Origin of the sequence: Acinetobacter lwoffii (assembly GCF_024129685.1) — a bacterium.
Lineage (GTDB): Bacteria > Pseudomonadota > Gammaproteobacteria > Pseudomonadales > Moraxellaceae > Acinetobacter > Acinetobacter lwoffii_X.
Map to the genome: position 1 here is coordinate 1 of NZ_JAMXXL010000031.1, position 22,636 is coordinate 22,636.

Genomic DNA, 22,636 nt, shown 5'->3' on the forward strand with positions numbered 1-22,636 from the left:
TTACTTAATGTCAATAAATGTATATATATTCTTGCAAATTCTTATGAGTGAGAAAAAACTCGTTATTTAAATATGTAAATTTAGAGTATACGCTAAAGTTACAATCTGAAAGTTCATGAAATTATGTATCATTTAAATGATTTTTAATCATAAGTAACATGTAACTTTAGTGTTAAAGATTTATAATTTACGAAATTGTTCATTTTTATCCAATTGGGGCGTGAAAAAGTGAAAGGCCAAAAAGTAGGGTATGTCCGGGTAAGTTCTGTCGAGCAAAACACTGGACGTCAACTTGAAGGAATTGAGGTCGATCGGATTTTTGTTGACCGTGCTTCAGGTAAAAATACTGACCGACCTAAATTTCAGGAAATGTTGAACTATGTCCGGGAAGGGGACAGGGTGATTGTACATTCAATGGATCGTTTTGCGCGAAGCCTAAAAGATTTGGTCACTGAAGTAGATAAACTGGTCAAACGAGGGATCGCCATCCAGTTTGTAAAAGAAAATATTACTTTTACAGCCGAATCCACCCCGATGGATAATTTGATGCTTCAAATGATGGGTGCTTTTGCACAGTTCGAACGTGAGATCATTTTAGAGCGGCAAAAGGAAGGAATAAAACTCGCCTCTGCTCAGGGGAAGTACAAAGGTCGGGTGCATAAACTAAAGCCTGACCAAGCTGAAGCTTTACGACAAGCATGGAAGGAGGGGAAGTATCCATCGAAAATGGCATTAGGGAAAGCTTTTGGGATTAGTCGTCAGGCGGTATACCGATATTTACAAGTTAGTGAATAGCTTATTGGGATTAGCAACTAAATTTAGTTTAACTTATAAAAATCATGAAACACTGTTCGAATTTTAAGCGTGGAACATGAATAATCAATAAAAAGCCGCTCTGGTGCCCTATATTCCAGAACGGCTTGCTTTAATATAATGATATTTAAAGAGAAATATCAAGCATTACGTATAAGGTGTATTATGTTAATTTTAGATATTCTTAGTTTATAAATACCTTATTTTTATCAAGCCATATCTATCATCAATTAATTCCATGTTATTAGGATCAAATTTTAAAGCAAGTTCATATGCTTTATCTTCTGCATACCAATTTATCGTTTTCTGTTCCTTAAGAGACATAACATAAGCGTAGTACTTAATTTTTAAGTACTGTACTTTTAGCTCTTTAAAGCGTAAATATAATGTTCTTGCTGATAAGGTATCACCTTTCTGCTGAAATAGACCTGATACGATCTCACTTATAGTTGTTTTATCCGGATGATGTTCTTCAGAATATATTGCTATGTTTTCTCCATTCGTTGAGTTTTTTAAGCAAAGAATAAGAAAAGCACCAAAAATACTTAACCATCTAGCAGGCTTACCAACAAAAAATCTTTCTCGCTTCATTCTTTCAGAGGATTTTAAAATAAATTTAAGTAAATCATCTTTATTATTTATATAATCTATTAAGAACATTGACGCAGATGTTGTTCCATCAGATGTATCTATAATATCATCAATCAATTTCAGACATTCCTCTTTAAATTTCTTCCTATCTTCAATACTCATATTTTCATCAGGTTCTATTATTGTAATTTCTTTTCTATTACCATTTCTTTTAATCCTACATAAAATTTTGATACTCTCATATTCAATTATTAGAAGAAATCTGATAAAAAGTTCTTCACCATATTCATATGGCATTTTTGAATTAACATTTTTTTTTGTAAAAAAATTAAGATCAATATATTTTTTATATATTTTATAAGATGCCATATTGAATTCATAAAAATATGAATTTATTAAAAGATTGCTTGCATAAAAATTATCATCAATATTTTTTTCAATATAATCTAAAACTTCATTTAGATAGATTTCAAAAATTTCAGTATTTAATTTTTGAAATTCTATATAGTTTAGAATAATTCCCAGTGAAAAATCTTTATAAAAATCCAAAACACCTTCATATTTTTCTTTATTTATATTATTATATTTTTCCTTTTCAATATAGTTGCACATTTCATAAAAATCAGGTGATTTTTTTCTTACTAGAATTACCTCTAAAGCAAAAAGTAGATAGTGTTTATATAAGGTATAGTCATGTGAGCTAACTTCATTTTTTTTTATAACGCTATCAATTTTAGAAATTATTTTATTTATATTTTCACATAATTCATTGTTTTTAATCATTAAAAATGAAACTTCATGGAAGTGCATAAAGTCTAGAAGATCTGATGCCGCATGCTGTTCTTTAGTAATTCTTGCCATTTTAGTTTCATAAAAAGTAATCTTATTATTGACAATTATATACACTAAATTTCTTTTGTAAAATCTAGTCATCAAAACATTTTTTTATTAACTGGATTATTATGAATATCACTAAACATTGTCATAAGAGAATGTCTCAAAGAGCAATATCTAAGAATTTAATTGATTTCACTATTAATTATGGAGAGATTAAAGGGGATAAGATAGTAACTAACAAGAAGATATTGAAATCAAATATAATTGAAATCGATATTAAAATAAAATCATTAAAAAAGATGATAAACAAATTCAAACATTTATTAGTTTCAAAATTAATAAAAAAAGCTTTGATTAGTCTTCAAGAGACAAGAAAAGTTGCCTTAAAAGTTTTAGATAAAGGTGGAATAACTATTGTTTTAGATGGAGATTCATTAATCACAACATACAATACAAACAGTTTTAAACGTTTTTAATTCAAATAAAAGAGAGTTCTTTATGAAAAGCTTACATCCAGGATCTCACCTCAGTGTCTCAAAAGGCCTATATGATCATCACGGTATTTACATTGGTAATAATCAGGTCATTCACTATTTTGGTTTTTCAGAAGCCTTTAAGAAAGGTGCTATAGAGCAAACAACTCTAGAAAATTTTTTAGGTGGAAGTGACCAATTTACTATTGTGCATTACCCTAGTAGCACAGCTATATATACGAATGAAGAAATTGTTAATCGTGCATATAGATGCTTAGGCGAAGATAACTACAATCTTCTTTTCAATAACTGTGAACATTTTGCATGTTGGTGTGTTACTGGGGAAAAACGTAGCGAACAAGTTAGAGCTGTCATGCGTCATACCTCTACTGCCGTATTGTCTTATTACGCTATTCAAAGATACGGTCTACTTGCTACGACTTCAGTTCCTATAGCAACTACTACCATGACATCCCCTGGGGCATCTACTCTAACTAATGCAGCTTTAGGAGGCACAATTGGAGCTACTACCGCAGCTGCTGTTACAACGACATTAGGAACAAGTGCTGTAACAAGTACAGCTCTAGGAATAGCAATTGGAGTTAGTTCTGTCGCAGCAGCACCTGCAATTATTACAGCAGGGGTAGCGACTGCTGTTATTGGTGGATTAGTTTCTATATTTAGGGACTAAATAATTCATAACTAGCGGTTTTATGCCGCTAGTTATTAGATAATAAAGATCAAATTTTAAAGTTAGATTTACAGTAACCAATTGGATAATATTATGAGCTATGACTATAAAATAACTGAATGTTCTCTCTGCAAAAAAATATTAGAATGCGTAAGCGTATGGTCCAATATCACACCTTGGCTTTGTGAAGATTGTTGCTCAATTGAAGGAGAGTATTGGTCTAGAGAGCAAGAAGATGAAGAAAATGAAAGGTAATCCATTTATATAACTCATGTTCTTAAGATTTTTTTTAACATAATGGTTGTTATACTAAGTAAAAAAACCTAGGCACTGATCTAGGTCTTAAATTTTAAAAAATACATAAAAATTAAGTATATAGTCTCAATTTTTTAACTTCGCATAACGCCCATTATGTTAAATAAAAGTTTATTGCGATAAGAAATGTCGTTTTTTATAAGATTTTTTCTAGTTATTAATATATGATTTTTACAAAAATTAACTTGTGAAAAATCTGAAATGATTAAACAAACAGAATATGAGAAGAATGCATTAAAGGAGATTTATATATGGAAAACGCCGAAAGAAAAAAATTTTTTACAAAAGAGTGTTTCTTTAATAACTACGCCTATAAACAAAGCTGCTGAAGTTATTATAGATAGTCCATATTTAGGTGAGGTTATTACAAAATCTATATCTGGCTTAACTACAATATGTAATGAATCTGCTCAAACATCTATTAGGCCGCAAGCAATTTTTGATGATATATCGAGTAGATCACAATTTCCTGTTAGAAAATTAGATGATGTACAAAAAGTTGATCTTGTTATCTTAGATAAGTCTAGTTCAGGATTACGCACAAAGTATATAGCTATTGCCACTACTGAAGGAGCAGGAACTGGTGCTGTAGGATTGCCTGGAATAATAGTTGATATACCTAGTTTAATTCTTATTAATTTCAGAGCTATTGGGGAATATGCAACATATTATGGTTTTGATATTGAATTACCAGAAGAAAAAATTTTTATTTTAAATATTCTCAGTTTAGCCTCTGCTCCAACAGATCAGGCTAAACATGTAGCTATGGCTCAATTAGCTAAAATTGCTACACAAGTTGCAAAAAAGAAATCGTGGGAAGAATTAGAAAAGCTTGTTTTGGTAAATATGATAAAGAAAATGGCTGAAGCATTAGGCATACGTTTAACAAAAGCTAAATTGGCTCAAGCTGTTCCTGTATTTGGAGCATTTATTGGAGCTGGATTTAATGCCTATTACACAGAAAAAGTTTGTGATGCAGCTTACTTTCTCTATAAAGAAAGATTTTTAGCAAGAAAATATAATCTAGAAATTCAGTAAGATTATATATTTTTTCTAAAATTAACATAATGGCGGTTATACGAAGTACACTTGTATATTAATTTAAAAATCAATAACTTAAAAATCTCACTATGATCACAAAATGCACAAAAAATTGCTTCTGTAATAAGTTGGTGAGTTTTTAGGCAAATCTGTAACATTTTGCCAAGAAAATTGATTAATAAATGATCATTTTTGGGATCAATGTCTATTTCATGCGGATCTAGGTTGCGAAACTATCCCCAATTGCTGTGGATAAAATTTAGGCTATTTTGTACGCCTGGGCTTACGTAAATTCTGGTTTTTTGCGGCTGTCCAGGATAGGTGGAATTTTCCTATGATGAACTCATCGGGAACAGGAAGTTCCATACAAGAATAACAAGAGATAAGCACAAGGACTGTAAGGTACGACAGGAGTTATACCGAGCGAACCAATACGAAAAACCCCGGCAGGATGCCGGGGTTTTTTATTATTTATAAATCAGAATTTTGCTATTAAGTTTTTTAAAAAGAAATTTAAAGCAGTGTAGTAATCTTTGTGCTCCTTTAAAGTAGCATCATCTAGACAACTAAGACTATTTTCTAAATTAGAAACTTCATCTTGAAATTTTTTTTCAGTTTCATTTGCAGCACTTTCGAAAGCCTTAGAGGTATCATTCCAATACACACTTATACCTTTTATTAATTTATTTTCAAAATCCTCTTTTTCAAATAAATCAACAAGCTTTTTAGCAATTTTTTTCTGCCAACTAGAACCTGTTAACCATGCGAAGATTCCCCCTATTACTACAGCGATTCCAATACCAATTGTAATTGGACCACCTAAAACTGCAACGATACTAGCAGCTGCGGCAGTTCCGCCTACACTAATACCTATACTAGATAAAAAGCTTACTACTGTTGGAACAAGCAAATAGGCTCCTAAGTTGCTGCCAGCTGCAACAATACTGGCCCATGTGGCTAATGCTCCAAACGTTGTTAAGCTTGCTACAGCTCCCATAAAAATACTTTTAGAGTCAAAATCTAATTTTATATCCTTATTAAAACTTTGTTTTTTATCATATTCTTTTAATAAATCATCAATTTGCTCTGATAATTCTACAGATTTCTCTTTAACTTTTTTATTAATAGAGAATTGTATGGAGTCAGATAAATAGCTTGCAGCTAACTGCTGAGCCTCTTTTTTATCCTCATATCTGGATTTAATCATGCTTTCAATATAATCAACAGTTAAATACTTTTTTGTGACAACTTTGACCTCTGAAATACATTCGTTTTTGTATATTTCGATATCTTTTAATATCTTCTCTTTGTATTTTTTCCTATTTATTGAATCAACTTTTTCATCTTCTTTCATGGACTCCAATTGAATTTTCATCTGTTCACGTTGATTAAGAATATTATCCAGATTTTCAGTTAAATTTTTATATTTATGAGAAAGGGCTTCAAGACTTTCTTGAAAGGAAGTATTAAATTTTTCTGAGACTAAAGAAGGTAAGCGATCTTGTAATAAATTGACTAAATTCTTTTCAAATTCTGTACGTAAATACTTCTTATCGGCTGAAAAAGTAAAGAAACGACTGCGGAAATACTCCTCTGTAACTTCTTCTTCAGCCCCTCTGTCTTCAAATTTATACTCAAGATGTTTAAATGCTCTTTTAGCAGCTTTATTTAATAAATCAAAAATATCATTTTGATTTTCAATAATATCTGATCGTGTCGCTATAATAAATAAGTTATCTAAAGATCCAATTTTTTCACTTTCATAGGACGGCAGTACATTTATTAAGCTACCAATATAATCTAAGTCATTTTTACCTAAAAAGCCTTGAGCTGTAGAAAGGTACAAAACAATATCTACAAAAGTTGTTGCCAATTCGGTTCTTTTAGAATCATTTTCATCATTTTCATAACCTGGCATATCCACTAAATCACATGCTAGGAGAATTGGAGCATCGATATAAAGCACTGCATAATGGCTATCTAAGTCTTCATCATCTTGGTGTGTAACATAGCTCTCTAATGAAGCTAAGTTTCCTGCTTTAACACGATGTCTTTTACAATGTTCTTCATCGTTAATCTTATGAATATTAAAATCTTTATCCATCATCCATACATCTTCTATTTGCCAAGATGGTTTATCCGATATATGACGTAAGATGCATGCCACACTAGTCGTGGGTTGATATCTCGTTGGTAAACAACTATCTCCTAGTAAAACATTACATAATCTAGATTTTCCCATATCAAAGTGGCCAAAAACACCTAAACGAGGTTTTCTAGAAATTTGATCAAGATTAGAAATAAGATTATCAATATTCAGCGTCTCAATAACTCCAGAACTAGATTCTGTAATTACTGGGGCATAGTTTAACTGCTCATATATAGTCTTTTTTTTATTTTGGATATCTAAGTAAGGATGTCCAACTGTAATTGGTTCTAATTTACCTTCTAAAAATCCACATATTTCAGCCCACTTTTTTAAAATTTTCATTGGAACATCTTCAGGATCTTCTTCATATCTTGAAATTTGACTTTGTGAAACATCTAAAGCTTTAGCCATTTCAGCTTGTGAAATTTCAGCCAAAGTTCTCATTTCTTTCAAATTTACTAAATTATCAATATTCATAATTCAAGTCTTATTTATTAAAAAAATAAGAATACCCAAAAAAAATACAATACTCAATATTTTAGGGTAAAAATTATTTATTATGCATGTATTGCATATTTTTTTTAATTTACTTATTCTAGCTCTAGATAAAAACGAGGGTTAACTATGAAATATACATATCATTCAATTAATCGCATGAATACTCGTGGAATTTCAAAAGAAATGATCGAATTCACTTTGAATTATGGAAGTATAGATGGCGATGCTTATGTCACTAATAGAAAACTTTTAAACAAAGTAATTCAGCATCTAACTAAACAGCTAGCCTTAGCTAAAAAGTTAATCGATAAGGGTGGGGTAGTTGTGGTGACAGATAATAGTTCTGTAATCACAACTTATGACTATGAAAGCTATAAAGCTTATTAAGAACGAGGAAATTACATGGCTTATAGAACTGATTTCGATCTTGAATTTTTAGGGCATCTTAAATCAACTGATTTAGATGATCTAGTATATTGTCTAACCCATGATAAAGATGGAGAAACTAGACTTACTGAAGAACTAACTTATTCAGATGCGTATAAGTTACATTTTCCGAATCATAGTAAATACTGGGAATTAATAGCCGCAGAACTTCAATGTTTTGGCGCAAATAGTTTCGCAACAATGTTTCGGGGAGGAAAAGGTGTTTTCTATCGTGAAGTGTTAATGGATGTCTGCGATAAACTAAAGGTAAATTACAACAAAGATGCAAAAACAGAAGTTATCGAAAACAATTTATTATTAAAAATTCTCCATGATGCTCTAGAAAAAATGTCACAAGAGGAATTAAAAGAACTAGCAAAAGAGCTTGATATTAATGATCTAAATTACTCTGCTGAAGCATTACTGGGAGTTTTTCAAGCTATTTTTCGTGCAGGAGGGTTCAAATCCTATCAATTAACATTAATCATTGCTAATGCTATCAGTCGAGCATTATTTGGTAAGGGATTAACTTTGGCTGCCAATGCTACCTTAGCCAGAACTATGTCACTCTTAACAGGTCCGGTAGGTTGGGTTATTACTGGAGCTTGGACTTTAATTGATATAGCTGGACCTGCTTTTCGAGTAACTCTACCTGCTGTAATACAAATAGCAGTATTACGAAAAAAACATTCACAAGACAATTCTATTTAATTTTTAAGATTGAAATATACGTTACGAGAGGCCTTACTAATGGGCCTTTTGATCACTTACTTAACATAAAATCTCTTATGTGCAGTCATACACCACAAGTTAGAACTCACGCTAGTAACCAAATTTTCCGACTATTATTTTTTTGTTCAAAAACTCAATTCAATATAATTTTTTAATTATTAAAATCAATAACTTAATTTTAAATATTAAAATTCTAGATAGTTTTTTTGGTGTAAGTTTTTGTTTAATGCCCCATAAATAAAATCCCCATAATGATTTTTTTATTTTAAAATCAATATTTTATAAAAAATAAAAAATAAATCCAATAGTTGGAAAATTTGTGTTTTTAATAGAAAAACTTTAATTTTTTTTAAATATTGAGACTTATAGGTGTAGAGATACACCCCTTTAGTTACAGTTGAGAGTGGTGCCAGTCCAAATCTAACTAAAAGGTGTCTATAAAATCAGTAAGTATTCAGTCTTGCAAAGTATTCACTTAATTTTTGTTATACAAAGCTTTTGAGTAAAGGATGAACCCACATCAATGTAATAGCAATTATCTAACTGGGTCATTTCCTTGACGATCGTGTGTCCCAAATAGATAGCATCTATGTTCTCTACAACATCATAATTATCTGAATAGTTCTTTATTCTTCCACGCCCCCATAGTGCATTTGTGTAAGCTGATACCATGCCTGAAATCCTGTAATCACCTTGCATGATATCTGCTTTAAAAGCGCCCCATTCATGAATATCAATATCTGCATGAACCACTCCTATTCGTTTATCTAGAAGATCAAGCTCGATAACGATTGGTAAATCTTCAAAGCTTTTGATAATTTTATGCTGCTGATGTGATGACAACTGATAGAACCACTCACCACCATTTCTTTCATGTAAATGTCTAAGCTTTGAATCAAATAGACTTTTAATGCACATTTCTTCGTGATTGCCACGAACGGTTCGAAACCATGGTTTTTTAATTAATGAAAAACATTCTAAATTTTCTTTGCCTTTATCAACTAGGTCACCCGTGCATATCAACAAATCTTTATCAAAGTCAAAATCGATAGCGTTGAGATGGCTCATCAACAAGTGATAAGAACCATGCAAGTCGCCTACTACGAAGATCGATTTGAAAGATGATCCATCTATAATCTGGATATGATTTGTCATGAGGGAGCATCATCCTACTGATTAATAGCATTATGCATGAATAATATTTTCACTAACCACAGACCTTCAACCTACCTTAATCGCAAAAATAGTTCCGGACGAATTTTTACTTTTGGTTAGCCCATTCATACATGATCTTAATACTTATAAGTCCTGTATCGAAAATGTGTGTCACCAATCTGATTTTGGTTTTGCCAGTTGCAGTACAGGTGGCTTGTTATTACCTGATGCTCTTTTGCGAACTTTGCCTTTTAGCTTAAGTAACTGTATAGGTGAAAATGACTCTGCAGGTATTAAGACATTGAAATTATTAATCATGTTTAATGCAGATAGAATTGCAATTAAATCCGAAAGTTTCACATTACCTTTCTCAGCATTTAAAACCGTTCTCCGACTGACCCACGCTTTACTAGCAACTTCAGCTTGTGTCATATCTCGATTTAATCGAATGCGTTTTAAGCGCTCTCCCAAGACTGATGCAATATACACTGGACTGTCATTTTCAGAATACATCATTATTCATCACTCACATTTAGATATTTTATGACCTTATGGCATAGAAAAATCTGGTCAATCCTAAAGTCATTAAGTCCTAATATTGCACATATCCTGTTTTAATTGCCAGTTATGTGCAAATATTTGCACCTAATACCATATAGATTTTTTCTGATACACACTGAGAATGAGGAGCATGTCATTTTATCTTCTCCATTGGCTCATACTGAACCTCTCTTTTTTATAATAAAATAAATTGAGCTCCTGACATTCTTTGATTATTTATTTTTCAGTTTTTATAAGGACTACTGATCAGGACCTTGACGCACTGCTATTTACTGGATAATCTTATTTCAACACAGCAAAATCTGTGCTCAGGCGTGAGAACCTGATAAAATCTAGGTGCAATTAAATGTCGCACTTGCGGCTATTTTTTTGCCTACTGTTAAGCAGTTCTTATGGTAGCTTAGCAGGGCAGCTTCGTGCTGGCTGATCCTAGATTCAGTATTCTCACCCCTGTTAAGTTGCCTCCATTACCGTGAGAAGTGATGGAGATAGTTAAACTCTTATCTAGGAAACTGCTATGCATACTAAATTCAATGATGCAAACCCATGCATGCCAAAAAACCTCGCTAAACAGCTGATTATCGAAGGTGCTAAAGTTCTGAACCATCAACAGCGCCAAGCCTTGCTCGATATTTTCATAGCTTTAGATCAGGCGGAAAAAACAGCTGAAAAGATATTTCAGCAACATGTTGTAGCTCAACAGAGCACCTACAACTTTTCTCAAGTTCACGAATGCCAAGATGAAGACAATCAGGAATATTGGTCAGGTCATTACCATGATTCTTACAGTCAAGAATATCCAGAAGGTTGGGTAAAACGGACTCAGTCCACCCCACGTCGTCATAAGTTCCCTAAGACTGTTTACTGATCGGCGAGGGTGCCTCTTTAAAAGTAGGCATCATAATCCGAGCTACTCGACCGAGTTGGCTCGGATTCTCTTGGTGAAAGTACTGCATCATTTTGATGATCTAAATGTGAATCTTCGGATAGCTCGGTTAGCCTTTGGGCCAGTTTTTCTCGAACATCCTGAACCATATCTCCCAGATACTGCTGTGCCTCGTTTAAGTCAATTGTTGGCCCTATCTCTAGGTTAGTGGTATTGAGTTCTTTAATATGCAATTCAACGACTGTCATCAGCTTCTCAAATCCCTCAGTTTCCCCGGTATTCATCCGCGGCAACTGCACCCTGAACTCATTTAAACATTCTTCTATAAAGTGGATGTATCCCTCCATATCCATTTTTTTACTTTCGGGTGCGATGTTTGGATCACATAAGTCATGAAAGCAGCCTTCAGCCTTATTTGCATATATATACGCGTCATCCAAATATAAATCTGTATATCGTATTTTCATTTTCTTCAATTCGGCACTGATAGTTTTTATCACAAGAGGATCATTTTTTGGTTGGTTACTGGCCTCTATTTCTGCTTTAACTCTTCTAACATGCTCAATAAGTTTTCGGTGTTCAGCTCTTCGTCTTGCAAGGTTGACCAGTCGATCGATTCCAACTGTCTCAAGGCGTTTAGATACGGTCTTAAACTGCTCTGGAGTTCTTCCTGTATCAGTGGGCGAAGGTGTGAGCTGGTCAATAACAGTTTTAAACGTAGCTCTAATTCGCGCCCAAATACCGTTAAAGAATCGATTAGTTCTTTGTAAGATATCTCTTTCTTGATTTCGTCTTGATAGCGCCTGAGGATCTTGTCTCTCTCGATTAGTTTCTGCTTCATATCGTTCAGCTTCTTCATCATAAGAATGTTTTCTTTGCGCATAAGCTCCTGATAGTCGTTCTGAAGCTTTTGTGACTTCATGAGTTCGTCGATGTATGCTTTTTGGGCTTCGAAGACCTGCTGGTAATGCCGGGCTTCCTCCTGAAGTACTTCCGTTTTTTGTTCCAAAGCTTGAATCATGCCCTTTAGCTGGAGAATCAACTGGTTTTTTTGGGTTTGTAACAATGTTTCTATCATGTTGCACTCCGATATTTAGATAAAATCCCTGAGCAGTGACAGCATGCTGAATGTGCCGAATATCCCAAGACACCACAGTATTTTTTTGCATTGCTGATGGAGCTGCTGTATCAAGCTGATTCCATCTCCAAGCTGATGGCTTAACTGTTCTGCTAATTTCGCTTGAGAGCTGTTGTTGCGGCATTGCTGCTGTATTTGTTTCAGCAATGGCATCATGTTGAGAAGGTCGTTGCGTAGTGCACTGCTGTTCTGTTGCTCTTGCTCGCTGCTCTGCTGTATCTGGTCGAGTAATTCCCTGTTCCTGCTCAAATCGATCTGTAGATTTTGCAAGATTTTCTGTTGGCGCTGATGTAGCTTCAGAATGTCCTGAAATTGGGTGTCGGTTTTGATGTTGTACAACATCAATTCCAGATCGATAGTCTGGGTTTCTGCCAAGCTTTGCTTTAACTGTTGCTCCAGGCTCTGCCGATAATCCTGATAGTGGTTCGAGAGACTCTCCAGTCGCAGGAATTCCGGTTCGATAATATTTTTGGTGATACGTAAAACGTTTTCTTCGAACTTGTTCAAGTCGCTTAAGGCATTCTGTGAGTTCTGCTGAAGGTGCTGCAAGTCCTGCCGGATGTCCAGGCAATACTGCTCGTGCTGCTTCCGGTCCTGCTCGATTTTTTCGGTAAGCATCGAATGAAAACTCTGCATGATAAAACTTCCCTTTTAAACGGTCTGTTCCATAACTGGTCTTAAGTGAAATGTAGTGATCATCTTTTCGACTTAACTCACCAAGTTCGGACAGACTCTTGAGCAAATCATCTCGGTTATTGATGATTCCATAGACAATGCGTTGTTCTACATATTGGTGAATTAACTCCAAACGGGTCTTTTTGGGCAGATGCTGCATACCGGCTTTAATTGCAGCTGCGTTTTGCATCTCATGATGATTTTTAAGTTTTATGCTCTTTATACGGGTAGGGTCATCAGGTCTTGCCCAACCATATTTATGGTTTAAAAAATCACGCAGTGGGTCAAAGTAATGATGATGTCCTGGTGGAGCAATGTTTAATGATTTTCCTGAATTCAGTTCAATTCGAGGGACCAGTATATGTAGATGGCGTGAGCCATTATCCTCAGCATGCATTACAGCTGTCATGTGATATTGTTCTGGACTCAATCCGGCAAAAGCATGTTCCTCAAACAGATCCAAAACTTCTTCAAGCTGTGCATCCGATACATGGTCTTCGGGCGACCAGGCAATCACTGCAGAGGTGTAGCAGTATTGAAACTTGATACTTTCAGCAATGATCGCAAAGGTGGCAGGATCTCCTCTCAGGATTTTTACTCCTGCTCGTCGGTCACCTTGATGATCCTGCTCACCTGTTACATAGGCTGCTGCCAGCTTTGGATCGCCTGTGCCTGACTTTAAAAATTTAATGAGCATAATCTATCGATCCTCCATTACCCTTTGAATTGCTTTTGCTTTTCTGTTTTTCGCAAGCTGATCAGAAACAAAATATTTTGGGAGCACAGGAAGATATTGATGTAAATCAGACTGAATCGTGACCAGAACATCCACGCAATCGACAAAGGAAAACTTCTGAATGTCTTCAGTTTGTTGAAGACATAAGAAGTTCAGTGAACGTGCAATCTGGTTGATATTATTTCCGATTCGGCCAAGTTCCAGTAAGAGTTGAGGGTCGGCACTGGGTATCGGGCGACCCACTGTATTTTTTAAGGATCTTTTTTTGAGTGGTACGGACTGCCACAGCTTAGAAGGTTCACTAAGGGCTTGTTCTTCACTGGTCTGGTGAACAAGTGGCCAACATCGACATAACTCGCGCTGAATAAGGATATGAATCAGCTTGGTAAATCCAATTCCATGTTCCTGAAGAAAACTATCTAACTGCGCCCCCTGTTCGGCATTAAAACGAAGTCGCTTCGTGATTTCACGTTTGGTCCTTTTCATTTATCTATCCTGTTCGGATTGGTGATTTATGGGGTCTTAGGGGGTCGCCCCTAACAAGCCCTGTTGCGTACCAAAAGTGAAGTTCGTAGAACTTTATTTTTGTAGCTACAGGTAGGCTTGCTTAATAAACTGCTCTTTTTAAGAACAATTTCCCCTCCTGAATCCCAAGCATAAAGGAATTAAAAAATTCAAATCCCATCCGTCGAATTTCGATTTTTTTTGAACGAAATCATCTATTTTTTTGAAAGAGTTACTTTATTTCTCAAACGGAAACGAGTTGTAAATTAGCGTTCAATCTCGAATTAATGTTCATTGATATAGATTTATATCTAAAAAATCTTAAAAAATTTGAAATTGGCTTGAAATTATGCAGATTTCTTTAAAAAATGTGTTGAGGTTTGTTTTTTTATTTATTTTTGAGTTATTCATCAAATTTATATCGTTTTCAGCATCGTATTCTTATTTTCAATGAATTTGATTCCCCTGCTAAATAAAATAATATTTTAGATAAATATCAATTAATTAATAATTAACAATGAAGAAAAATAACACACATCTATCTTTCAAATTTCAGGTTTAACTCGTGACATGTAACGTTTTAATTTGGGGATGTAACACTTTTGTTTTTGTTAGAAACGGACGGTTTTTTGTTAGAAACGGACAGTATGTGAAGTGCATCACAATTTTTTAAATTTATTATTCTATCTTATGAAATTAATACATAAATTCTATTAATACTTATTATGAATTTATGTTTCCTTATATGCGAAATAATGGATAAGTCAGCCTCCCATTCCTATTTGTGGCCTACCAGTCATTTTCATTCCAAGTAGACTGTCAAAATAGAAAACTACATAGCCAATTTTGCCGATACCAAACGATTCATACTCACACCATGCTCAGCCGCTTCAAGTGCTAGTTTTTGATGAACCATTGATAGAACACAAACAGCAAACCGTCCGCTATATTTTTTTTCTGAAAGCGGTACTGGTAATTTCTCATTATTACTGATCATATCTGCTACAACTTCACCAACAAGATCAACAATCCTAGAGAATGCTTTGGATTGTTCTTTATCGAGCCAAGACAGTGATGGAAATTCGGCACATAGACCAACATACTCATTATCTTCTGCTGACCATGTAACACGATAAGTATATTGTTTGCTATCCATTTGACACCTCAAAATGTTTTAAGTTTATCAAGAGCAGCTAATACTTGCCTAACCTGATAAGGTTTAGCCTTTCCGCTATCATCTTGAAGATTAATACGAGGATCGCCTTGCCCCGGTGTTTTAAAAACCGTGTGGCTACATAGCGAGTGAAAAAAAGAGGAATTGCCAAAACATATAACAGTCGCTTGGCTTGCTGAGAGATTTAACTTGTCGTTTAAGACAATTATTGAAAAAGTTGGCATGTACAACAGGAGATGAAAAAACATCTCTGTGATCCTAAAGAGGTAATACCGATATTGGAAAATTTAAATTTTCTTAGTATCAGTTGTAATAGAGGAAAAAGGGCTTAATGCCCTTTTATTTTGCCTAGTTAGTATCTGTTAATTAAATTACTGCATTTGATATGTAAAAATTTCATGATATCCATTCAAGGAACCCATAATGCCTTTAAGCTTTTGTGAAGCATCTTTAAGAAGTATCTATCCATCTGATATGGCTTTATGCGACTGCGATTTTACTCGTACAGGCTGAACAATTAACAAATGAATTATTTAATACTCATTACTTTACAATCAAAACGAAATCATTAAAAAACTAAATTAGATTCATAATACAACTAATATAGTTGCAATTTATATCTCAAACCCTAACTCTTTTAGAACACCAGTATACTTTCTGATAACCTCAGCATCTTGTAATTCAATCAGAAGTCTTTTTTCTAAATCAGCATAGCTTTCCCCTACTGCAGCTTTTTGGCTTGCAAATGGATCATAGTGAGCTAGCTTGTTAGCAAAGAATTGAATCTGCTTGTCTGTTAGCTTCTTAGCTTTTGTATTAGTGACTTCCTTAGGTTGCTGCTTATTTATGAACTTAAATGAGAAACCACTAATCAAACGTCCATTTTTATGCTGATCGTAAGAAGCAACGATATCTGTTAATTCATTAATTTGGGTTAATGCAGTATCGAGTACCCGAGCTTTGAAATTAGCCATCTTGGCATATTCACCCTCTGCTAATCCAAGCTTAAAGCGAAAGTCTTCTAACTCAAACATAGGTGTCTTGCCAAGACTGCGCCATTGAATTAGTAATTCGTAAAGACGAATTGCATATTTACTCGTAAGAGAGCTAATCTGTTTAAGCTCGTAAGCAGTAAATGACTTCTCTAACTGGGTAATCAATGGGATGACATCAGGTGCAAAAGTCAGCTCTACAATCCCAGCGGAATCAACATACGCTATTTTGGAAACCCAACGTGATTTCACGATCTTTTCCTGTTGAGTACCCTCATGAATGCCCTTGTAACTGAATTTGCGCTCGAATAGATTGCTGGCTGCATTTTTAAGTCCCTCGTAGGCTGCATGCTTATCCACATTAAATTGCTTCATATAATGATGAGCATGAACCTCTAACGTGCTATTGGCATCCACATTCTTACTTAGCTCTCTTGCCCGTACAATTGCCAATAGAATCAATCGTTGTTCTGTTGTATCCAAATTATAGCTGGCATTGATTAACGCATTATCCTTAACTACGAGCTCATTTTTCACTGAGACGTCCCCATTTAATTATCTAATTAGGATACACTAATTATCTATGTATGCACAAGGTGGGAAAATGTAGACTTGAAGGTGGGAAAATGTAGACTTGAAGGTGGGAAAATGTAGACTTGAAGGTGGGAAAATGTAGACTTGAAGGTGGGAAAATGTAGACTAATAACCTCTGAAACACTTGCTATACAAGGCTTACAGATGTCTTAAAAATAAAAATATTAAAAATATTAAAAATAAAAAGCTTATTGTTTAAAAATTTAAGAGAATTTCTTGTTTTACGAATATCAATTTACAGTGATGAATCATTATGAAGCATAACTCTAATTTAGGTGGGAAAATGTAGACTAATGACAAAGTATCTAGATAATAGAATTTTTTGAGTAATTATTTACAACAATCAAAAATACAACTATATTAAATACAAATTAGTTGCAAAATAAAAGTAAAATGATTCTATTAATTGGAAGCCAAAAAGGTGGATGTGGTAAGTCAACAATAGCCATCAACATTGCAGCATATCTAGCTAAACATAACAAAGATATTGTATTAGTTGATGCAGATCCTCAACAAAGTTCAGCTAATTGGGTTAAAGACAGAGATGAGACAAAGCTACCTAAAGTACATTGTATTCAACGTTACGGGGACATTAAAAATACGTTGAAAGATCTAGATAGTCGTTATGACTATGTAGTAGTTGATGTAGCTGGTCATGATAGCAAAGAGCTCAGAACAGCAATGTTAGCTGCTCATTACCTTGTAGTGCCATTTAGACCATCACAATTTGATTTGGATACTTTACCTCATTTATCTGAAGTCATAGATCAAGCCAAATCATTTAATGAAACTCTGAAATCATTTGGACTCTTAACTTTGGCACCAACCAATCCAGCTGTATCTGAAATACAGCAAGCTAATGAGTACCTGATGGATTTTCCATTGTTCACAGCTTTGTCATCAGTAATCCATGATCGCAAGGTTTACCGTGATGTCACTGCTGAAGGGAAAGGTGTAGTTGAATCAAATAATCCAAAAGCAGTTGAAGAGTTCGATGCTTTTATGAAGGAATTATTAGCATGATTAAGAAAAGAGAGCTTGTAAAAAATTCTCCTGATATGGAAACCTTCATCAATGGTGCTAATGAAGAAATTACTCAAAAATTAAATCCGAAAGCACCTAGAAAATTTAAGACACACACGATTCCAATGAACGAATATGAGTATCAGTTATTGGTTGAGTTAGCTGAAAAATATGGCCAAACACATAACGGCATTATCAGATTTGCTTTGAAGAAACTTAGCGAATAATAGCAACTTATTTGAAACTAATAAGAAACTATTTTAGTTTCAAGATTAAATTAATTTCAATATAAAAAAATCCCTTAACCATTAAGGGATTTTTTTATTAATGATAGGTTTACATATGTCTAGGGTACTTGAATACCTGAATAGCGTCTCCAATGGTATACCCAAATTGGCATTTAAATTTGAATAATTAAGTGAAACACTATCTTTAAAAAGATAGTTTTATGCAACAAAGAAAATAACTAATAAAGAATTCTTATGACTAATACCACCATTCATCGGAAAAAATATTAGACAACCCCTTAAAATAAAGCATTCCGCAATAGTTAGATTGACTTCCATCTTGAAAAAAGATGAATTCTCATTAGAATCTTGAATAAAGTTACATTTTTCAAGATTTAATAAGGGGGCAGAGTATGACGATGATAGAGGGTGAACCTCAAAAACATGGTGGGCGTAGAGCAGGAGCAGGGCGTAAACCGAAACCTGATCAAGTGACCAAAGTGATTCGTGTACCAAAAGCACGTATCCCTGATATTAAAGCACTTTTACAAGACAAGCCACCACAGCATGAAATTAAGGATATCCGTCAGCTTGACCCTGTGACGCAAATGGAAATTCCATTGGCAACAGAGCGGGTCCGGGCAGGTTTTCCTTCACCCGCAGAAGACTCTATAGATAAAAAAGTTGATCTGAACGAACATCTGATCAGAAATGAAACGGCTACTTTTATTGTCAAGGCGGACTCACAATCCATGCTGAATATCGGTATTGATATCAATGATGAACTAATTGTTGATCGCAGTATTGAAGCCAAGCACAGGGATATTGTGGTTGTCTGGTTAGACAATGCATTTACGGTCAAACGCTTAATGAAAGATGCACAAGGGTGTTGGCTGAAAGCTGAAAATGAGGAATATTCTGATATTTATCCATCAGAAGGTCAGCAGTTAGTCATTTGGGGTGTAGTCACTAAACTGATTAAGAGCTTTAAATGAGTCGCCAAGAAATCTATGCGCTCGTCGATGTTAATAATTGCTACGTCTCATGTGAGCGTTTATTCAATCCTGGATTAGATCATCGTCCTGTCGTGGTGTTATCCAATAACGATGGTTGTGTCGTGGCACGTTCACAGGAAGCCAAAGATTTAGGCATCAAAATGGGTGTGCCGCTATTTCAGATCCAGGACCTCATCGAACAGCATAAAGTCGAAGTACTGTCGAGTAACTATCCCTTATATGCTGAAATGTCACGTCGCTTTCATACCATCTTGGGGCAATATGTAGCACCGGATGAACAGGAAATCTATTCGATTGATGAGTCATTTTTAAAGCTCACTGCCTATACCCAAAGTTTCGATTTAACAGTGTATGCACAGGAGATACGAGCACGGATCAAGCAATGGATTGGCTTGCCTGTCTGTATCGGAATTGGTCGCAGCAAGACCGAAGCCAAGCTTGCCAACTATATGGCCAAAAAGGCCAAACGCTTTAATGGCGTATGCAATTTGGCCGAGATGCATTCACAACATCGAGATTATTTCTGGAGCCTGATTGATGTGGCTGAAGTATGGGGCGTTGGACGACAGCACAGCAAGAAATTAAAACAATATGGAATTCATACTGTTTTGGATTTGGCTCAATGCAGTCCACACCGCCTAGCGAAGGCATTTTCTGTGCTGATGCAGCGAACTGTCATGGAATTACAAGGACAGGCATGTATTGAGCTTGAACATGCACCTGAATCCAAAAAGCAGATTATGGCCAGTCGTTCCTTCGGTGAAAAAATTACAGAACTTGATGACCTGAAAGAAGCCTTAACCAAGTATGTACAGGATGCAGTGAAACGACTCAGAGCTGAGCATTCTCTCTGTGTTACAGTCATCGTCTTTGTGCAATCGAATCCATTTGATAAGCATTTACCTTATTACAGCAAATCGCTATCGCTGGACCTGGAAGAGCCAACCGATAGTGTCACTGTCTTGATACGGATCTCATTAAAGATATTGGAACAAACTTATAAGCCTGGCGTGATGTATAAAAAATGCGGAGTGATGCTGACAGATCTCATTGCTAAACAGCATTATGTACCGACACTGTTTGCAGATCACGAGAAGATTCAAAGTAATGAGAACCTGATGCAAGCCTATGAACAGATCCAGCAGAAATACGGTAAAAGGAAGATTGCAGTCGGTGTTTGTTATTTACCAGATCGAAAATGGTCAGCAAGGCAAGCAAGTTTAAGCCGAGACTATTTTAGCTGGGATGGGTTGCTACGGATTAAGAAATAAAATGAGGCTAAAACAGTTAGCTATTCATTGCAGAAAAATGTAAAAATAGGCTCACGGCATAAAATATTATTTAATATAATCAATTGTATATGAGATTATTAAATTTTTTTATTTTTCAATTATATGGTTTTTATAAAAAATCCCAACATGCCCTGCTTCGGCTTTGTTGATTTGTCATGTTAAACGATTGTTTATTGATCATTGTTCCACGCTTTTATGTAGCCTAGATTAATCTTACGGTATGAAAAAACATCTAAGAAAGCCACGTTTTTAGGTTCAAGATCGACATGCTCAGTAACAGAGATGTGCTTATTTTGTGTTTGGTTATCAGTTTCAATTTCAGCAGTTTCTTTTGCTGTGGGAACTTCAATAATAGTTTCTTAAAATGATGCAACATGTGTTGGAACTTCAGCTGAATTTGGACTATCTATTTTTACAGGTTCTTTTAGGTACTGTTTTTGAATTAATTCACCAAAACACAAATAGCTTCGGCCAAATCAATCTTGCTCTTAGAATTCCCTTTTTCAAGTTGTTTTAAAGTGTTTGTCTATTGATGGTGTAAAGTTTGGAAAGTTAAAAAACTGTAAGGGTTTTTATCCTGTACATAGGATTAAACTTGTAAAATATTACTGCCTATTAGACTGCCTAATAGGTAGACGATCAAATTTAAATTTTAGTTAGATGCGAAGCCAACTTTCTGAAGGTAAGGAAATAATTCTTCAAATTTCTTATATTCTTTAAGCATTTTAGCAATGCGATCAGCAAATTGTTGGTAGCTTTCACCTTCCTTGGAATATCTTCCCATTTCTGGTAGTTCAGAAAGTTTGTTCGCAAACATATAGCATTGTTTATCAGTTATTTTCGAAAACAGGTCACAGATATTATTTTTAGTTTTTGTCTTGACTGTCTTTGTTGTTGCGTTTTTCTTCTGTTTTAATTTAAAGGAAAAACCTGAGATTAAGCGTCCAGTTTTATGTTGCTCATATTTAGCAGTTATATCTGTTAATTCATTGACTTGATTTAGTGCAAAATCTAAAACGTATGTTTTAAAGTTACTCATAGTTTTGTATTGATTTGCTAGTACACCGAGTTGCTCTCTAAAATTTGTTATATCTAAAATTGGTGTCTTTCCAGCAGATTGCCATTTAATCAATAGTTCATATAGCCTAAGAGCGTAACTACTAGTGAGTCGTGCAATTTGCTCTAATTTATACTTTGTAAAATTTTCTTCCAAGCGAGTGATCAACGGAACAATATCATTTGTGAACCGTAGATAAACTATTCCAGAAGATGGTTCGTATCCTATTTTGTCCACCCAACGACAGTGAAAACTACGATCTTTTCCAGTGTGAGAATTAGTATCATGATATGTAACATATCTATCAAATAAGCTTATTGATGCATCTCTTAGCACTGTATAAGCGGTATGTTTTTCAACATTAAAAGTATTAATGTAGCTACTAGCATGTACTGCAAGCATACTATTTTCTGTTATACCTTGTCCGGTTTCCCGTGCTTCAGCAATTGCCAACAGAATTAGACGCTGTTCCACTATATCTAAAGCATATGTAGCTTGGACTAGAGTATTATCTTTAACAACTAATTTTGACATTTTAAGGAATTTTAGAGAAGACTAGATCATAAGCTAGACTATCTTGTTTATAGATTCAACCGAGAATTATAAGATTATTAATCAATTGATTTTAAATATATTTTTAAAAATATTAAATCTAATTTTAAAATGATTTAGTAAAGGATATATGGGTCGATAAACCTAGTTTTATAAATTATTTTAAAACCCTTTTGTGACAGGCGGTTCTAATTAATCCAAGTCATTTGAGACCTAAATAATTATTAATAAAGATTACATAAATGAAATTTTTATATTTTAGTATATTCATTTGTTTAAAAAACAACCTAATTGAATTAAGGTCGATAAACCTAGTTTTAAGGTCGATAAACCTAGTTTTATGGGTCGATAAACCTAGTTTTATGGGTCGATAAACCTAGTTTTATTAATTCTAAAACCCTTATGAATTAAGGATTACAGGCTAATTAAAAGTATTTAAAAGATTAAAAATAATTAAAAGCCTAAGCCATGAAAAATTGCCCTTGGTT

General features: G+C 34.4%; 20 protein-coding genes and 1 pseudogene. 11 read left to right on the plus strand and 10 right to left on the minus strand.

Annotated elements, in window-relative coordinates; translation table 11 throughout:
• The first annotated feature begins 228 nt into the window (after positions 1-228).
• Positions 229-795, plus strand: coding sequence for a recombinase family protein (locus tag NI464_RS13010; RefSeq protein ID WP_000678311.1), 567 nt, complete (start codon positions 229-231; stop codon positions 793-795).
• 207 nt (positions 796-1,002) lie between these two features.
• Here NI464_RS13010 and NI464_RS13015 read toward each other — a convergent pair whose 3' ends face one another.
• Positions 1,003-2,265, minus strand: coding sequence for a hypothetical protein (locus NI464_RS13015; RefSeq protein WP_253138898.1), 1,263 nt, complete (start codon positions 2,263-2,265; stop codon positions 1,003-1,005).
• A gap of 101 nt (positions 2,266-2,366) precedes the next feature.
• Between NI464_RS13015 and NI464_RS13020 the strand changes: the two genes are divergently transcribed.
• From NI464_RS13020 to NI464_RS13030, 3 genes are all read left to right on the plus strand, one after another.
• Positions 2,367-2,717, plus strand: coding sequence for a DUF4258 domain-containing protein (locus tag NI464_RS13020; RefSeq protein ID WP_253138901.1), 351 nt, complete (start codon positions 2,367-2,369; stop codon positions 2,715-2,717).
• A 22-nt stretch (positions 2,718-2,739) separates the two neighbouring features.
• On the plus strand, positions 2,740-3,405 hold the full coding sequence (locus NI464_RS13025) for a lecithin retinol acyltransferase family protein (protein ID WP_253138904.1): 666 nt from the start codon (positions 2,740-2,742) through the stop codon (positions 3,403-3,405).
• A gap of 516 nt (positions 3,406-3,921) precedes the next feature.
• Entirely contained in the window at positions 3,922-4,758 is an 837-nt protein-coding gene (locus NI464_RS13030) for an EcsC family protein (RefSeq protein WP_253138907.1), read from the plus strand.
• A gap of 481 nt (positions 4,759-5,239) precedes the next feature.
• On the opposite strand, the gene NI464_RS13035 is transcribed toward NI464_RS13030, so the two are convergent.
• The gene (locus NI464_RS13035) at positions 5,240-7,387 is read right to left on the minus strand and encodes a dynamin family protein (RefSeq protein WP_253138910.1); all 2,148 of its coding nucleotides are present in this window, start codon (positions 7,385-7,387) and stop codon (positions 5,240-5,242) included.
• 147 nt (positions 7,388-7,534) lie between these two features.
• Between NI464_RS13035 and NI464_RS13040 the strand changes: the two genes are divergently transcribed.
• Together NI464_RS13040 and NI464_RS13045 are read left to right on the plus strand one after the other, a co-directional pair.
• The gene (locus tag NI464_RS13040) at positions 7,535-7,795 is read left to right on the plus strand and encodes a DUF4258 domain-containing protein (RefSeq protein ID WP_005254624.1); all 261 of its coding nucleotides are present in this window, start codon (positions 7,535-7,537) and stop codon (positions 7,793-7,795) included.
• Positions 7,796-7,810: 15 nt separating this feature from the next.
• Entirely contained in the window at positions 7,811-8,545 is a 735-nt protein-coding gene (locus NI464_RS13045) for a YaaW family protein (RefSeq protein ID WP_005254622.1), read from the plus strand.
• Positions 8,546-9,037: 492 nt separating this feature from the next.
• On the opposite strand, the gene NI464_RS13050 is transcribed toward NI464_RS13045, so the two are convergent.
• Entirely contained in the window at positions 9,038-9,721 is a 684-nt protein-coding gene (locus tag NI464_RS13050) for a metallophosphoesterase (protein ID WP_005254620.1), read from the minus strand.
• Between the two features lie 171 nt (positions 9,722-9,892).
• Positions 9,893-10,237, minus strand: coding sequence for a helix-turn-helix transcriptional regulator (locus NI464_RS13055; RefSeq protein ID WP_005254619.1), 345 nt, complete (start codon positions 10,235-10,237; stop codon positions 9,893-9,895).
• Between the two features lie 562 nt (positions 10,238-10,799).
• On the opposite strand from NI464_RS13055, the gene NI464_RS13060 reads away from it, so the two are divergent.
• Positions 10,800-11,150, plus strand: coding sequence for a hypothetical protein (locus NI464_RS13060; RefSeq protein WP_005254618.1), 351 nt, complete (start codon positions 10,800-10,802; stop codon positions 11,148-11,150).
• Between the two features lie 17 nt (positions 11,151-11,167).
• On the opposite strand, the gene NI464_RS13065 is transcribed toward NI464_RS13060, so the two are convergent.
• From NI464_RS13065 to repM (NI464_RS13080), 4 genes are all read right to left on the minus strand, one after another.
• Positions 11,168-13,678, minus strand: coding sequence for a relaxase/mobilization nuclease domain-containing protein (locus tag NI464_RS13065; RefSeq protein ID WP_005254617.1), 2,511 nt, complete (start codon positions 13,676-13,678; stop codon positions 11,168-11,170).
• A 3-nt stretch (positions 13,679-13,681) separates the two neighbouring features.
• The gene (mobC, locus tag NI464_RS13070) at positions 13,682-14,203 is read right to left on the minus strand and encodes a plasmid mobilization relaxosome protein MobC (protein ID WP_005268028.1); all 522 of its coding nucleotides are present in this window, start codon (positions 14,201-14,203) and stop codon (positions 13,682-13,684) included.
• A gap of 850 nt (positions 14,204-15,053) precedes the next feature.
• Complete coding sequence (locus tag NI464_RS13075) at positions 15,054-15,377, minus strand: type II toxin-antitoxin system HicB family antitoxin (RefSeq protein ID WP_005254613.1); 324 nt, start codon at positions 15,375-15,377, stop codon at positions 15,054-15,056.
• A 632-nt stretch (positions 15,378-16,009) separates the two neighbouring features.
• Positions 16,010-16,924: a replication initiation protein RepM gene (repM, locus tag NI464_RS13080; RefSeq protein ID WP_253138913.1), complete on the minus strand. Its 915-nt coding sequence runs from the start codon at positions 16,922-16,924 to the stop codon at positions 16,010-16,012.
• Between the two features lie 450 nt (positions 16,925-17,374).
• Here repM (NI464_RS13080) and NI464_RS13085 point away from each other — a divergent pair, with 450 nt between their 5' ends.
• The 4 genes from NI464_RS13085 to NI464_RS13100 all read left to right on the plus strand — a co-directional run bounded on the left by NI464_RS13085 (position 17,375) and on the right by NI464_RS13100 (position 20,518).
• Positions 17,375-18,004 (plus strand): AAA family ATPase, encoded by a 630-nt coding sequence (locus NI464_RS13085; protein WP_005254607.1) that lies wholly within the window; start codon positions 17,375-17,377, stop codon positions 18,002-18,004.
• Positions 18,001-18,231: a hypothetical protein gene (locus NI464_RS13090; protein ID WP_005254599.1), complete on the plus strand. Its 231-nt coding sequence runs from the start codon at positions 18,001-18,003 to the stop codon at positions 18,229-18,231. Before NI464_RS13085 ends, NI464_RS13090 begins: the two co-directional genes overlap by 4 nt.
• A gap of 413 nt (positions 18,232-18,644) precedes the next feature.
• Complete coding sequence (locus NI464_RS13095; RefSeq protein WP_005254597.1) at positions 18,645-19,226, plus strand: LexA family protein; 582 nt, start codon at positions 18,645-18,647, stop codon at positions 19,224-19,226.
• Positions 19,223-20,518: a Y-family DNA polymerase gene (locus tag NI464_RS13100; RefSeq protein WP_253138931.1), complete on the plus strand. Its 1,296-nt coding sequence runs from the start codon at positions 19,223-19,225 to the stop codon at positions 20,516-20,518. Before NI464_RS13095 ends, NI464_RS13100 begins: the two co-directional genes overlap by 4 nt.
• Before the next feature lie 404 nt (positions 20,519-20,922).
• Here the strand turns inward: NI464_RS13100 and NI464_RS15975 are convergent.
• Positions 20,923-21,073: pseudogene (locus NI464_RS15975) on the minus strand (plasmid replication DNA-binding protein); the annotation flags it as partial.
• A gap of 118 nt (positions 21,074-21,191) precedes the next feature.
• Entirely contained in the window at positions 21,192-22,130 is a 939-nt protein-coding gene (repM, locus tag NI464_RS13105; RefSeq protein WP_253138934.1) for a replication initiation protein RepM, read from the minus strand.
• Between the last annotated feature and the right edge of the window lie 506 nt (positions 22,131-22,636).